Here is a 14,323-nt window from a genome sequence, read left to right on the forward strand (position 1 = left end):
CCCGCGAGGCAATGCTGACGGGCCGGATCGGCAAATGCGAACAGGTTTCTCTTCCGAAAAAGCAGAATAGTTTTTAAGTCGGATAAGCAACTCTCATGAATGAATCGATCGGAGATTCGTCGTTTGAAACCGCATTTATGAAAGAATCGAGCGAGGAAAACCCGTCGGATTACCTTGAATCCGGGTTATCGGTGCTGCTCGTCGACGATCAGCCGTTCGTCGGCGAAGTGATCAGTCGCGCGCTGCGCAGCGAGCATGACATCGACCTTCATATCTGCACCGACGCGCAGCACGCGATGGCCGTCGCGCACGAAGTGAAGCCGACGGTGATCCTCCAGGATCTCGTGATGCCGAACATCGACGGTCTCGGCCTCGTCCGCGCGTGGCGTGCGGATGCGGCCACCGCACGCGTGCCGATCATCGTGTTGTCGGCGAAGGAAGAGCCGGTCGTCAAGCGCGCGGCGTTCATCGCCGGCGCGAACGACTATCTGGTCAAGCTGCCTGATGCGATGGAGCTGACGGCGCGCATTCGCTACCATTCGAATTCCTATCTGATGTCGCGCCAGCGCGACGAAGCGCTCGATTTCCTGTCGCACGACATGCGTTCGCCGCAGACGTCGATTCTCGCGCTGCTCGACGTGTACCGCACCGAGCACGGCGACATGCCGCCGATCATGGAGCGGATCGCGGGCCACGCGCGGCGCGCGCTCGCACTCGCCGACGGCTTCATCCACCTGACCCGTGCGCAATCGGAGCGGCGCGCGCATGAAGTCGTCAGCCTCAACGAGATCGTGCTCGATGCGGTCGACCAGCTGTGGGAAAAGGCGGCCGGGTTCGGCAGCCGGGTCGTCGCGCAGGTGCCCGATACCGAATGCGTGACGATGGGCGACCGGATGATGCTGACGCGCGCGGTCGCGAACCTGATCGACAACGCGCTGAAATACGGCCCGGCCGGCACCGACGTGCATTGCACATTGAGTGGCGACGGCGGCGCGTGGCTGATCGGTGTCGAGGACGCCGGCTCGGGCATCGCACCCGCGCAGCGCGCGTCGGCGACCGAATCGTTCGTGCGCCTCGAGCCCGCGCACGGCGCGGCGCGCGCCGGCTTCGGTCTCGGCCTTGCGTTCGTCCGCGCGACCGCCGCGCGGCACCGCGGCCAGATCCAGATGCGCTATACCGCGCGCGGCTTCATGGTCGCGCTCTGGCTGCCGGCGCAAGCGGAACGGTGAGTCCGCGCGGACCATTTTCAACACAGACTTTGAAAGCCCACAACAAACATGGCCATCGTGACGCCCAGCGCGACCAATGAAAGCTTGCATCCGACGATCGGCGGTGTCCGGCTGACGCTCGGCAACGCGTGACGCGCGGGCCGCGCGGCTGACGGCCCGCGTTGCGCGCCGCGCTCGCGCCCGCGTACAATGCGCGCTTCGGAGATGGCATGCCTCCCCGGGCACGGTCCCGCTCGCCATGAGCGCGTACCGGCCTTCAACCGCCGGTTGTCCGGCTGATGATGCCTGCGCATTCCTGGGTTCGGGAGGTCGCAGGCCGTCCATGCGGTGTCCTGCCGCCCAGGTTTGATGTTCTGTCGAATCTGGAAATCACTCGATGTTCAACACGTCTGCAGACTTCTTCGCGACCGTGCGCTACGTGTGCCGCTGGCTCGCGCTCTCGGCGGTGCTCGGCGCGCTCGCCGGGTCGGCTTCCGCGCTGTTCCTGATCGCGCTCGACCGGGCGACCGGCACGCGCGTCGCGCACCCGTGGCTGCTGTGGGGGCTGCCCGCCGCGGGCTTCGCGACCGGCTGGGTGTATCACCGCTTCGGCCAGTCGGTCGCGCGCGGCAACAACCTGCTGATCGACGAGATTCACGACCCGAAGGCGCTCGTGCCGAAGCGGATGGCGCCGCTCGTGCTCGTCGCGACCGTCGTCACGCACCTGTTCGGCGGCTCGGCCGGGCGCGAAGGTACGGCCGTGCAGATGGGCGGCGCGCTCGCCGATCGCGTCACGCTCCTGTTGCGCCTCAACCGCGAGCATCGCCGCGTGCTGCTGATGGGCGGGATCGCAGCCGGTTTCGCATCGGTGTTCGGCACGCCGCTCGCCGGCGCCGTGTTCGGGCTCGAAGTGCTCGCGATCGGGCGCGTGCGCTACGACGCGCTGCTGGCGTGCGTTGCGTCGGCGATCGTCGCGGACGCCGTGTGCCGCTTGTGGGGCGTGCATCACACCGTGTATGCGATTCCGTTCGTGCCGCCCGTTTCCGCGGCGGCACTCGGCGCGACGGTCGTCGCGGGCATCGCGTTCGGCGTCGTCGGCCGGCTGTTCGCCCATGCGACGCATGCGCTGTCCGCGCTGTTTCGCCAGCGCATCCGTTATGCGCCGCTGCAGCCGGTGGTCGGCGGCCTGCTCGTGGCGGCCGCGGCGACGGCGCTGAACGTGCCGCAGTATCTCGGCCTCGGCATCCCGACGATCGAGGCCGCGTTCCACGGCCCGCTGCCGCTCTACGATTTCGCGGGGAAATTCGCGTTCACCGTGGTCACGCTCGCATCGGGCTTCAAGGGCGGCGAGGTCACGCCGCTGTTCTATATCGGCGCGACGCTCGGCAACGCGCTCGGCCAGTTGCTCGCGCTGCCGGTGCCGGTGCTCGCGGGGCTCGGCTTCGTCGCAGTGTTCGCGGGCGCGGCCAACACGCCGATCGCGTCGACGATCATGGCGATCGAACTGTTCGGCGCGGATATCGGCGTGTACGCGATCGTCGCGTGTGTTGTCGCGTATCTGTTTTCCGGACACGCGGGGATCTATCGGGCGCAGCGGGTGGCCGTGGAGAAGGGGGCGCGCGGGGCCGGGGAGTGAGCGCCGGAGGCCCTGCGGAGTGAGCGCCGGAGGCCCGGCGTGCATCGTGTGCATCGTGTGGCATTCGGCGATGTCTGATTTGATCAAGAGTCTGGCGGAGATTTGGGGGCGAATCCTTTAATCTCCGCTTGAAACATGCTCGCAGTCAGGAGATTGCGTGAAGCGGCTGGTGCTGATTCAGCCTGGTTCACGTTGTGCGGGCGGAGTGCTCGATGATGGGCCTTTGATTAGTCGTGCAAAGTAACGTTTTTTGAAGCAGGGACGAGTCGGGAAGGCGGCGCGGTGGTTGCGTGCCGGACGACGACGTCTGTCGGTGTTGAGTGCCTCAACGCGATTCGAGCATCCTCGACCTGAGCAAATGACAAACAAGTTACGCGCGCAGAGAATCACGAACAGGCCGACGGCTGCCGCACTGGGCGCCGCGCTGGCCTTTTCCCTTTCCGCCCAGGCGGCCCATGCGGCCGATTCGCGAGCGCTGACATCGCTCGGCCAGACGGGCGGCCTCGTGATTCCTTACGGGTTCGTGTTGCCCGAGGGGACATTCGAGGGGCAATACAACAACTATATCGATCCGCGCTTCGGCAAGAAGACGACGCGCTCGGACATCGTGTGGGGCGCGGTCGGCCTGTTTCCGTATGTCGAGGTGTCCGGCGGGCTCGTGAACTATCCCGGCCACAACCCGGTCACGGTGCCGGGCTACGATCATCTGGTGCTGCGGCACCTGATGGCGAACCTCAAGGTCGCGGTGCCGAAATTTCTCCCGTACCAGCCCGACATCGCGCTCGGCATCGCGGATGTCGGCGGGCAGACGCACTATTTCCGGTCGACGTACGGGGTCGTGTCGCAGTCGCTCGGGCCCGCGACGTTCACGGTCGGCTACGGCAAGGGCGACCGGCTCGACGGCGTGTTCGGCGGCGCCGAGCTGCAGGTGTGGCACACGGGCCTGTCGCTGGTGGCCGAGCACGATTCGAAGACGCCGTATGCGGGCATCCGCTACCGTTCGCCGCCGATCCGCTGGCTGGCCGACGCCAGCATCGTGGGAACGCTGGTGCGCGCGCTCAAGGACACGAACGGCGTGGTCGCGAGAACCTCGTTTTCGATCGGCGTACAGATTCCGCTGGGCAAGCGCTTCGACGCGGCGCGCTGTGGTGACGGGCTGTGCAAGGGGCCGATGGCCGCAGCGTCGAGCGCGGCCGCGAACACTGCTGCGAATACTGCCGCAAACACGACAGCAAACACGGCAGCGGCCGACGGCTGGCGTGCCGACAGCGACGTCGCGCCGGTACCGCTCTCGGCAGCGGCACCAATCGGATCGTTCGCGCGTGTGACACCGGACCTGGATTCACCGGCGAGCGTCGCGGCCGACTACGACCACGTCGACGCGTCGCCGCAGCGCAGCCCGCTTTACCTGAAAACTGCGGCGCCCGCCAAATCGGCGATGCCCGATGCGGCGACGCCAGATGCAGCGCTGCCCGATGCAGCGAAGCTCGACGAGATCGTGCGCATACTGACCGACGCGGGGCTCGAGCGGGTGCGCGCGGGCACGGTCGGCGCGGACCTGGTCGTCGAATACGAAAACCACCGTTACAACCAGAACGAGGCCGACGCGCTCGGCATCGCACTCGGCGCAGCGGCGGAATACGCGCCGAGCGGTGTCGACACGATTCGCGTCGTGATCAAGAAGGCGAACGAGCCACTCGGCGAGGTGAGCATCGAGCGCGCGGCGTACGCGCGATTCGTCGAAGGCGGTGCGCCCACCGAAGCCGGCGCGTTGCTGACGATGCGCACGCGGCCAACGCACGACGCCGGCGCGATCGCGTGGACGGGCAACGCGCGCAAGCACGGGCTCGTCCGCATCCAGATCGCGCCGGTCACGAGTTATCTGTACGGCACGGAGTACGGCAACTTCGACTATTCCGTCGGGGCCAACATTCAGGGATTCGTGCCGCTGTGGCGCGGCGCGGAACTGTATTCGAGCGTGATCGTGCCGCTCGCGAACAGCCGGAACATGGACAACGGCCGGGTCTACGACAGCTACCGCTTGCGTGGCGGGCTGTCGACGGTCGCGCTCGTGCAGAGCTTCTGGATCGCGCCGCGCGTGTTCAACGTGACCGCGCTCGGCAAGTTCAATCTCCAGTACCTTGGCGTCGAGAACGAGACGACCGCGTTCGTGCCCGGCCGTCCCGACGTGGTGCGGCTGAAGCTCGCGTATCTGCGTCACGAGCCGGGCAAGGATGCGCTGCCGGACCAGAAGAACGCGCTGCTCACGTACCGGTGGGTGCAGCCGTCCTGGAAGATGTGGATCGAGGCGGGCGTCGCGCGCTACGTCGGCGGCGACAAGGGGCCGCTGATCACGTTGACGCGCTGGTTCGACGACGTATCGTTCAGCCTGCAGGGGTGGCACAGCGGCCGGGGCTCGTTCGCCGGTGTGACGGTCAGTTTCCCGCTGACGCCGCGCCAGGGCATGAAGCCGGGGATCGTGCAGATCAACGGGCCCGAGCAGTTCTCGCTCAATTTCCGCACGCGTGTCGGATCGTCGAACTATCTCGCGCAAGACGGTGCCGAGAACCTCGTCTTTGCCTACAACACGCAACAGTTCCTGCTCAATCAGGGGCGCTTCAGCGCCGAGTACTTTGCAACGCAGCTTTACCGGATGCGCGACGCGTACAAGCGCTATGCGCATTCCGCGAGTGCAGCGGCGCCCGCGGCAGATGCGGCGCAGTTGCCGGCAGGCGCCGCACGGCTACGGGCCGCCAACGAGACGCAATGATTCAGTGATCGAGGGACCGGAGAGTCCTCTGGAAGATAGAGCTGGCCTAACGGAGAACATCGATGAAGACGATCAAGAAAGTGACACTCAGGGCATTACAAGTCGGCACGTTCGCACTCGCGGCGGGCACGCTCGCGGCGTGCGGCGGGGGAAGCGACAGTTCGGGCGGATCCACGCCCACGCCTGCGGCATCCACGATCAGCGGCACGGCTGCGGTCGGCGCACCGATGGCAAACGCGGCGATCACGATCGTCTGCGCGAGCGGCAGCGGTACGGGTACGGCCGACGCGAACGGCGCGTTCTCGATCTCGTTCGTGTTGTCGGGGCCGTGCGCGATAACCGGGACGACCGGGACGACCACGCTCCACTCGTTCGCAAGCGGCGGCGGCACGTTCAACGTGACGCCGTTGACCGAACTGCTGCTGACCTATCTCGCCGGCCAGTTTGGCACGGACCTGAACGGGCTGCTGGCGGGTCTCGCGACCAATCCGGACTACCAGAGTGCGTTGACGAACCCTGCGGTCATTACGGCTGCGGAGAATGGGGTCATTCAGACCATCAAGGACGAAACCGGCGTGACGCTGTCGGCGTCAGCATTCCTGACGACGCCGTTCAAGCCCGGTCAGGCCGGCCAGGATGCGGACCTTGAAACGCTGCGCGGGAAGAACGCATTCACGAGCAACGGCCAACCGAACGCGACGCTGGTCGACAAGGTGTCGAATAACGGCAAGAAAGTCGGCAAGCCGACCGGCGGCAAGGGTGGCAGCGGCAACCCGGGGTAAGCACGAGCGAATCCGCGTGCGTTGCGCGGGCGCGCGGATCCGGTTTCGGCGCAATGCGCGGCGCGCGGTTCAAACGCGAACCCGCGCGCCACGCATGCTCACTCGGAGGATCAGGCTTCCGCCGGCTGCCCGAGCGGTTCCGTGCCTTCGAGCGCGCCTGCGTCCGGACGTTCCGCCAGCCCCTTCGCGAGCTCCAGCGCCTGCCGCTCGAACAGCCGGCGATATACGCCGCCGTCGATCCGGATCAGCGCATCGTGGCTGCCTTCCTCGATCACCTTGCCGCGATCGAGCACGAGCAGCCGGTCGAGCGCACGCACGGTCGACAGCCGGTGCGCGACGACGAGCGTCGTGCGGCCTTCCATCAGCCGTTCCATCGCCTGCTGGATCAGCACCTCGCTCTCGCTGTCGAGGCTCGACGTCGCTTCGTCGAGAATCAGCACCGGCGCGTCCGCGAGGAACGCCCGCGCGATCGCGACGCGCTGCCGCTCGCCGCCCGACAGCTTGATCCCGCGTTCGCCGACGAGCGTGTCATAGCCGTCCGGCAGCGCGGCGATGAAATCGTGCGCGCTCGCGAGCCGCGCCGCGCGTTCGATGTCGGCGCGGCTCGCATCGGGACGCGCGTACGCGATGTTTTCCGCGAGCGTGCGGTGGAACAGCACCGGCTCCTGCTGGACGATCGCGATCTGGTTGCGCAACGAGTCCTGCCGGACCTGCGCGATGTCCTGGCCGTCGATCGTGATGCGGCCGCCCGACACGTCGTACAGGCGCTGGATCAGCTTGATGAACGTCGTCTTGCCCGATCCCGAATGGCCGACGAGGCCGATCCGCTCGCCCGGCGCGATGCGCATCGAGAAGTCGTCGTACAGCGGCACCGGATGGTTGCCGTAGCGGAACGTCACGTGCTCGAAGCGGATCTCGCCGCGCGTGATCCGGATCGGCTGCGCGTCGGGCCGGTCGTCGATGCCGAGCGGCTGCCGCGCGAGCTCGACGAGCTCTTCCATGTCGTTCACCGAACGCTGCAGGTTGCGGATGTGGAAGCCGACGTCGCGCAGGTAGCCCTGCAGCATGAAGAACATCGTCAGCGCGAACGCGATGTCGCCGACGCTCGCTTCGCCGCGTGCCCACAGGCTCAGCGCGACGCCGATCATCGCGGCCTGCAGCGCGACGAGCATCGCGCCCTGCAGGCCGCCGTTGAACGTGCCGCGCACCCACGAGCGCCGGGTGCGCTTCTGCCATTTGCCGATCACGCGCGCGAGCCGCGCTTCCTCGCGGTGTTCGGCGCCGAACGCCTTGACGACCGCGTTGCAACTGACCGCATCCGCGAGCGCGCCGCCCATCCGCGTGTCCCACAGGTTGCCGAGCCGCGCCGCGGGCGCGACGAAGCCGAGCGACATCGCGACCGTCACGAGGATGTACAGCACCGAGCCCGCGCCGACGACGAGCCCCATGACCGGCCAGTGCGATCCGAGCAGCACGGTCGCGCCGGCCAGGATCGTCAGCGACGGCAGCAGCGCGATCAGCAGCGTGTCGTTCAGCAGGTCGAGCGCCCACATCCCGCGTGTGATTTTGCGGACCGTCGAGCCGGCGAAGCTGTTCGCGTGCCAGTCGGTCGAGAAGCGTTGCACGCGATGGAACGACGCCGTCGCGATCTCGCCCATCATCTTCAGCGTGAGCGAGATGATGTTCAGGTAGACGCCTTGCCGCAGCAGCGTCGCGCCGATGCCCAGGCCGGCGAGCGCGCCGAACGCCGCGAGCGCCGCGTGCCAGCCGGCCGACCGGTCGGTGACGCCGAGCGACAGCGCGTCGACGAGGCGGCCGGCGAACAGCGGGGTGAGCACGTCGGCAAGCGCCGCGAGCAGCGAGAGCGCCGCGACAGCGACGATGCGCGCCGGTTGCCGGTGCCAGTAACGCAGTGTGAAGCCGAAGACGGCCTGGAACGCATGGCCGCCCAGTTGGGTGGTTTTTCTGGTCATGTGTCGTTGCCCGGCGCGTCGCGCGACGGGACTTTCCGGTTCGGAGAACGTCGAAAACGCAACAGCCGACCCCGCGGATGCAACGCGGATGACGGAGAACGGGCTGTCGGGAAGATGCGCGGGCCGTCAGGCGCCGGCGCGAACGGCTGGCTGGATCAGCTGAGCCGTGGGACCACGTTCGGGAAGGCGGACTGCATTCGGAACATCAGCACCTCCCTGAAGTGAATGGTTGAAAAGCTGAAAAGGCGTCGAAAAGACGTGAAAGGATTTTATCAGCAGAATTAGGCCGGCTGCAATGTCTGATGAATAGCGCGTTGCCGTGCCGATGCGTTTTAAATCAGCTCTTTGGCCCCTATTTAAACGATTCGGGGCAGCGCCGCATGCCGCGCGAGCGGCGTGCCGTCGTGCATGCGAGCGTCGGTCGTCCGGCTGCCGGGCGCGCATCGATTAAACTGCATGCCTGCGCGCGCCAAGCGACGACCGGACGACGGCGGGCGCGCGCCGGCCCAAGCGGCCATCGCAGATTCACGACATATTCCTGGGGAAACGATGAGCGACGTTCAGCAAGGCATTCTGGCTCCGATCGATGCGGCGGCCCGATACCTCACTTTCACGATTTCCGACGAAGACAACGTCGCGGCGGCGCTCGCCGCGCTGCGCGAGATCGTCAACGGACGCGATACCGTCGTCGGCTTCGGCCATTCGCTCGCGACGCGCATCGGGCGGCCGATCGCCGGGCTGACCGGATTTCCGGCGTTTGCCGTGAACGACCGTCCGCTGCCGGCGACGCCGGCCGACGTGTGGGTCTGGCTGCGTTCCGACGATCGCGGCGAGATCACGCTGCGTGCGCGCGCGATCGAGCGCGTGCTCGCGCCCGCGTTCGCGCTGCAGGATGCGGTCGACGCGTTCCGCTACGCGAACGATCGCGACCTGTCCGGCTACGAGGACGGCACCGAGAACCCGACCGGCGACGACGCGGTTGCGGCGGCGATCGTGTCCGGGCAGGGCGCCGGGCTCGACGGCGCGAGCTTCGTTGCGGTGCAGCAATGGCTGCACGACTTCGACAGGATGGAAAGCATCGCGTCGGACGACATGGACAACATCATCGGGCGCCGCCAGTCGGACAACGAGGAGCTCGACGACGCGCCCGAATTCGCGCACGTGAAACGCACCGCGCAGGAGAGCTTCGAGCCCGAGGCGTTCATGCTGCGGCGTTCGGCGCCGTGGTCGGATGCGCGCCGCGCGGGCCTGTATTTCGTCGCGTTCGGCCATTCGTTCCGCGCGTTCGACGTGCAGATGCGCCGGATGAGCGGCGCGGACGACGGGATCGTCGACGGCCTGTTCCGCTTCACGCGGCCGCTGACGGGTGCGTATTTCTGGTGTCCGCCGATGAAGGACGGCAAGCTCGACCTGTCCGCGCTCGGGCTGTAAGCGCCGCGCGCAAGGGCTCGCAGACGTGCTTACAGGCGGGCGGGCCGCGTTCGATCGCGGCCCGCCCGTTTTTGCTTCGGTCATCGCAGCTTGCGATATTAAAATCGCGCGCCCGGTTTTTTGGTTCCGGCGAAAGGAAAACGTTTGCGGTTTGCCCGAACGGCGGCTGCGAAGCTCGTTTGATTTAAATCCGCAGATTCCTGTATATCCGGAAAATCGGGTCGGTATGCGTGCCGACGTGTGGCCGGGTGGTGCGGGATATCGGCAGCCGCCCGGATTAATCCGCTTCCGCGCCGGCCGGTCAACGGAAAGCCGGAATGCAATTACATCCTGTAATAATCCGCCATAACCCGGTCGATCGCGGACGGCAGCGCCTCCGGCAGCGCCGGTTCGATTATGATGCGGTGTTTTAGAATGGCCATCCTGTTACGCCGATGGATTAATAAAAAATAAAGGCGCAGATGGTCAGAGAGTCATAAAGAGAAGACTGAGAGAGTCGGGGGCTGGGTACGTGGACGTAGAAGATCAACGGTTGGTCGTCATTTTCCTGAGTACGGGATTTTCACTGGCTCAGGCCGCGCGTCTCGGCGAAGCCTTCAATCTCGCCAACCGTCTGCAGGCGCTCGGCGCCGCTTACCAGCTGGAGTTCGTGTCCGCGACAGGCGGACTGCTGCAGTCGTCGTCGGGCGTGAAGATCGCGACCGGCGCGCTCGACGACACGCATGGCCAGCGTGCGCACGCGTTTTTTCATCTTCACGGCGATCGCGCGGTCGTTACCTGGAGCGATGCGCTGCAGCGCCGGTTGACCGACATCCGCGCAAATGCCCGCTGGATCGGCGATGCGATGAAGCTTCCCGAGATCGTTGCGTCGAACCCGGCAGGCGGCTCGACGAGCCTCGTGTCGGCGCCGGCAGCGTCCGCGCAGGCGGGCGATTGCGACGACGTGTTTTCGGTGGCCCTGGACATGTTCCGCAGCGATCTCGGCGACGATGTCACGCAGGACATCGCCCGCAACATATCGCGGCCGGTCGACCCGCACCAGGCGCAGTCGATGTGGGCGATCCGCGAGCTGAGCGCGAGCCCGCCGATTCGCGCGTCGGTGCAGCAGTTGCGCGCACAGAGCGCGAACCGGATCTCGATCGCGGGCACCGCGCAATCCGTCGCGATGAGCGAGCGCAATTTTCTGCGGCGTTTCAAGACGGAAATCGGCATGACGCCAACCGAATTCGTGCTGAGCGTGCGCCTCGAGCGCGCGTGCCACATGCTGGTCCATACGAGCCTGCCGGCCGACAAGGTCGCCCGTCGCACGGGGCTCGGCAGCGGCGAGCGCCTCGCGAAACTCTTCCGGCAGCGTCTGTCGATGTCGCCGACCGAATACCGCGCGGCCGAGCGCGACCGGATCTCGAAGGCCGACAGCGAACCGGCCGACATGCCGGCCGCCAGCTGGCCGTACGGCGTCGCATCGGGCGGACGCTGAGCACGGCGCAGCGACCTGCGTAGGCAGCGGGGCGCCGGCCGGGACGCGCCGCGACAGCCGCCGGGCCGCAGCGAGCGGAGGTTGGCCGCGGCTGCCCTTAGAATGGCCGTATCGCGACCCGACTTCCGGCTTCCATGTCCTTCTTTCCGACCACCGCCACGGCTCCGTTCTGCCCTTCCGAAGTCAAAGGCAGCATCACGATCGACGCCGGCGCGTCCCGCTTGGCGAAGCTGAAACGCTTCTTCGGCCCCGGCCTGCTCGTCGCGATCGGCTACATGGACCCCGGCAACTGGGCGACCGACATTCAGGCCGGCTCGCAATTCGGCTATAGCCTGCTGTGGGTCGTCGCATTCTCGAGCGTCGCCGCGATCTTCCTGCAGATGCTCGCCGCGCGTCTCGGCCTCGTCGCCGGCAAGGATCTCGCGCAAGCGAGCTACGACCGCTACGGGCCGTTCGGCCGCGCCGTCCAGTGGGTGACGGCCGAGGTGTCGATCATCGCGTGCGACATCGCCGAAGTGCTCGGCTGCGCGCTCGCGTTCAAGCTGCTGCTCGGCGTGCCGCTCGCGTGGGGGATCGTGCTGACCGCGCTCGACACGATGATCGTGCTCGGCTTGCAGGGCAAGGGCTTTCGCCAGATCGAGGCGATCGTGCTCGGACTGATCGGCACGATGGCGTTCTGCTTCGTCGCGGAGGTCGCGATGGTGCCGCCGGACTGGCACGCGGTGTTCAACGGCCTCGTGCCGGGCGACCCGGGCCACGACCGCAAGGACGCGATCGTGCTCGCACTCGGCATCGTCGGTGCGACGATCATGCCGCACAACCTGTACCTCCATTCGTCGGTCGTGCAGACGCGGCGCGTCGTCGGCGGCGCGCGCGGAATGATCCGCGACACGCTCGCGCTCGTGCGCATCGACACCTGGGTGTCGCTGGTCGTCGCGATGCTCGTCAACGCGGCGATCCTGATCCTCGCGGGCGCCGCATTCCACGCGACCGGGCAGACCACCGTCACCGACATCGAGCAGGCGTACAAACTGATCACGCCGATCGTCGGCGGCGCGGCCGCGCTGCTGTTCGGCATCGCGCTGCTCGCGTCCGGGCAGAGCTCCACGCTGACGGGCACGATCGCCGGGCAGGTGATCATGGACGGCTTCCTGCACCTGAAGATCCCGTGCTACCAGCGCCGGCTGATCACGCGCGGGCTCGCGCTCGTGCCTGCGCTCATCGGCGTGCTGTGGCTCGGCGACAAGTCGGTTGGCCAGTTGCTCGTCTGGAGCCAGGTGCTGCTGAGCCTGCAGCTGCCGTTCGCGATGTGGCCGCTGATCCGGTCGGTCAGCGATCGCGCGACGATGGGCGAGCATGCGATCGGCCGGCGGATGCAGGTTGCCGCGTGGGCGCTGTTCGCGGTGATCACGGGCACGAACCTGCTGCTGATCACCGGCGTCGCGGGCTGACGCCAGGGCGCTGCATCGCGTACGCTGCGTGACAGTCGAACGCGCCGACCGGCATGGCCGTCTCGATATACTCGTGAACCGCGCGGCGGCGAACCCGTCTTGCGGCGTCGAATCATGATCGGGAGTGGGACAGATGACAGCGGTTTCTTCGCGCCTTGCAGGCAAGTGCGCATATATCACCGGCGCAGCGGGCGGCCTCGGCCGCGCCATCGCGCGCCGCATGGTCGAGCAGGGCGCGCGGGTGTTCGTGACGGACGTCGTCGATGCAACTGTGCTCGACGCGATCGCGCAGGCGCTCAATGCCGGCCGCGATGCGCCGGTCGCGTTCGCCGCGACCCAGGACGTGCGCGACGAAGCGCGCTGGCAGGCGTTGCTCGCGCAGGCGAACGACGCGATGGGCGGCCTGTCGGTGCTCGTCAACAACGCGGGCGTCGGCTCGATCGGCTCGCTCGACCAGCTCGAGCTGAACGAATGGCGGCGCGTGATGGAGATCAACGTCGAGAGCATCGTGCTCGGCTGCAAGTACGCGTTGCCGTATCTGAGCGCGAGCCGGCCCGCGTCGATCATCAACATCTCGTCGGTCGCCGCGTTCAAGGTCGAACCCGAGTTCACCGCGTACAACGTGTCGAAGGCGGCGGTCGCGTCGCTGACCAAATCGGTCGCGATCGACTGCGCGCGCCGCGAGCTCGACGTGCGCTGCAATTCGATCCATCCGGCGTTCATCCGCACAGGCATCGTCGAGCCGCTGTTCCGGCAGCTCGGCGAGCGCGACGCGACGCGCAAGCTCGCGCGCGGCATTCCGATGCGGCGCCTCGGCGAGCCGGACGACGTCGCGCATGCGGCCGTGTATCTCGCGTCCGACGAGAGCCGCTTCGTCACGGCCGCCGAGCTCGTGATCGACGGCGGCATGTGCGCGGTCTGACGCGCACCTTTCATACGAACCTGCACGGGCGCGCACGCGTCGCGCCCGATCCGGCCACCACGGACGAGCACATCGTGTCCGCGCTGCGTGGCGCGTGCATGCGTTCGCGCAAGGGTGGCGAAGCGTTATATCGGGCCGGGGTTCGGGCCGGGGTCGTCCGATAGTTCGAATTTCAGTTTCGGACTTGTCCCATATCTTGTTCAGACACGTCCCCCTAAAGTGGTCGCCAACATGAGGCGGCTTGACGCGAGCGTCAGGTCGCCAGTTTCAAATGGTTGGCGCTACGGGGGAGCAGATGCGGACGTATCGGCAATGGAAATCGACGGCAATCACGTGCGCAACGGATACGGCGCAACGCAATGACGCGTGCCGGACGTGGCACGCGATGCTGGCCGGGGTGTGCATCGCGCTCGGCGCGTCGGGCGCATGCGCGGCGGAACGGCATGCATCGGGCGGGCTGGTGCGGTTCTCGGGGGCGCTCGTCGAGAGCAATACGACGTGACGCTTGCGGTGCCGTCCGTCGAGGTCATGCCGCCGCGGCCGGACGGCGCTTATCGCGTCGGCCCGCATGGCGGCACGATGACGGTCGCGGCAGCGGATGCCGAGTCGGCCGATCCGGTCGTGATGAAGATCCGCCATCCGTGACGGGCAGCGCGTGACGTGTCACGCGCCG

The 14,323-nt window shown here is 67.1% G+C and carries 10 protein-coding genes and 1 riboswitch; of the genes, 9 read left to right on the plus strand and 1 reads right to left on the minus strand.

All coding sequences use genetic code 11. The features are described from left to right. Positions 1–95 precede the first annotated feature (95 nt). From DID96_RS17025 to DID96_RS17040, 4 genes are all read left to right on the plus strand, one after another. Positions 96–1,229, plus strand: a complete 1,134-nt coding sequence (locus DID96_RS17025) for a hybrid sensor histidine kinase/response regulator (RefSeq protein WP_124600451.1) — start codon at positions 96–98, stop codon at positions 1,227–1,229. A 191-nt stretch (positions 1,230–1,420) separates the two neighbouring features. Then, a riboswitch (Fluoride riboswitch) is annotated at positions 1,421–1,524 on the plus strand. Positions 1,525–1,605: 81 nt separating this feature from the next. Continuing rightward, a complete protein-coding gene (locus tag DID96_RS17030; RefSeq protein ID WP_124600452.1) occupies positions 1,606–2,844 on the plus strand; it encodes a voltage-gated chloride channel family protein in 1,239 nt (412 codons plus the stop codon). Positions 2,845–3,202: 358 nt separating this feature from the next. Next, a complete protein-coding gene (locus DID96_RS17035) occupies positions 3,203–5,614 on the plus strand; it encodes a YjbH domain-containing protein (protein WP_124600453.1) in 2,412 nt (803 codons plus the stop codon). A 62-nt stretch (positions 5,615–5,676) separates the two neighbouring features. Next, positions 5,677–6,396 (plus strand): carboxypeptidase regulatory-like domain-containing protein, encoded by a 720-nt coding sequence (locus tag DID96_RS17040; protein ID WP_124600454.1) that lies wholly within the window; start codon positions 5,677–5,679, stop codon positions 6,394–6,396. Positions 6,397–6,506: 110 nt separating this feature from the next. Here DID96_RS17040 and DID96_RS17045 read toward each other — a convergent pair whose 3' ends face one another. Continuing rightward, positions 6,507–8,369 carry an ABC transporter ATP-binding protein gene (locus DID96_RS17045; RefSeq protein ID WP_124600455.1) on the minus strand — a complete coding sequence of 621 codons (1,863 nt, stop codon included), beginning with the start codon at positions 8,367–8,369 and terminating at the stop codon, positions 6,507–6,509. 549 nt (positions 8,370–8,918) lie between these two features. On the opposite strand from DID96_RS17045, the gene DID96_RS17055 reads away from it, so the two are divergent. The 5 genes from DID96_RS17055 to DID96_RS38930 all read left to right on the plus strand — a co-directional run bounded on the left by DID96_RS17055 (position 8,919) and on the right by DID96_RS38930 (position 14,295). Next, positions 8,919–9,800 carry a Dyp-type peroxidase gene (locus tag DID96_RS17055; protein ID WP_124600456.1) on the plus strand — a complete coding sequence of 294 codons (882 nt, stop codon included), beginning with the start codon at positions 8,919–8,921 and terminating at the stop codon, positions 9,798–9,800. A gap of 532 nt (positions 9,801–10,332) precedes the next feature. Further along, complete coding sequence (locus DID96_RS17060; RefSeq protein ID WP_409333783.1) at positions 10,333–11,277, plus strand: helix-turn-helix domain-containing protein; 945 nt, start codon at positions 10,333–10,335, stop codon at positions 11,275–11,277. Between the two features lie 134 nt (positions 11,278–11,411). Next, the gene (locus DID96_RS17065; RefSeq protein WP_124600458.1) at positions 11,412–12,728 is read left to right on the plus strand and encodes an Nramp family divalent metal transporter; all 1,317 of its coding nucleotides are present in this window, start codon (positions 11,412–11,414) and stop codon (positions 12,726–12,728) included. A 133-nt stretch (positions 12,729–12,861) separates the two neighbouring features. Next, positions 12,862–13,650 carry an SDR family oxidoreductase gene (locus DID96_RS17070; RefSeq protein WP_124600459.1) on the plus strand — a complete coding sequence of 263 codons (789 nt, stop codon included), beginning with the start codon at positions 12,862–12,864 and terminating at the stop codon, positions 13,648–13,650. 498 nt (positions 13,651–14,148) lie between these two features. Continuing rightward, positions 14,149–14,295 carry a hypothetical protein gene (locus DID96_RS38930; protein WP_260463923.1) on the plus strand — a complete coding sequence of 49 codons (147 nt, stop codon included), beginning with the start codon at positions 14,149–14,151 and terminating at the stop codon, positions 14,293–14,295. Positions 14,296–14,323: the final 28 nt, after the last annotated feature.

This window comes from Burkholderia sp. Bp8963, assembly GCF_003854275.1.
GTDB lineage: Bacteria > Pseudomonadota > Gammaproteobacteria > Burkholderiales > Burkholderiaceae > Burkholderia.

Bases quoted from the DNA above. Each gene is read 5' to 3' on its own strand.
- DID96_RS17045 (WP_124600455.1), bottom strand. From the start codon at position 8,369: ATGACCAGAAAAACCACCCAACTGGGCGGCCATGCGTTCCAGGCCGTC.
- DID96_RS17025 (WP_124600451.1), top strand. From the start codon at position 96: ATGAATGAATCGATCGGAGATTCGTCGTTTGAAACCGCATTTATGAAA.
- DID96_RS17040 (WP_124600454.1), top strand. From the start codon at position 5,677: ATGAAGACGATCAAGAAAGTGACACTCAGGGCATTACAAGTCGGCACG.
- DID96_RS17055 (WP_124600456.1), top strand. From the start codon at position 8,919: ATGAGCGACGTTCAGCAAGGCATTCTGGCTCCGATCGATGCGGCGGCC.
- DID96_RS17035 (WP_124600453.1), top strand. From the start codon at position 3,203: ATGACAAACAAGTTACGCGCGCAGAGAATCACGAACAGGCCGACGGCT.
- DID96_RS17070 (WP_124600459.1), top strand. From the start codon at position 12,862: ATGACAGCGGTTTCTTCGCGCCTTGCAGGCAAGTGCGCATATATCACC.
- DID96_RS17065 (WP_124600458.1), top strand. From the start codon at position 11,412: ATGTCCTTCTTTCCGACCACCGCCACGGCTCCGTTCTGCCCTTCCGAA.
- DID96_RS17030 (WP_124600452.1), top strand. From the start codon at position 1,606: ATGTTCAACACGTCTGCAGACTTCTTCGCGACCGTGCGCTACGTGTGC.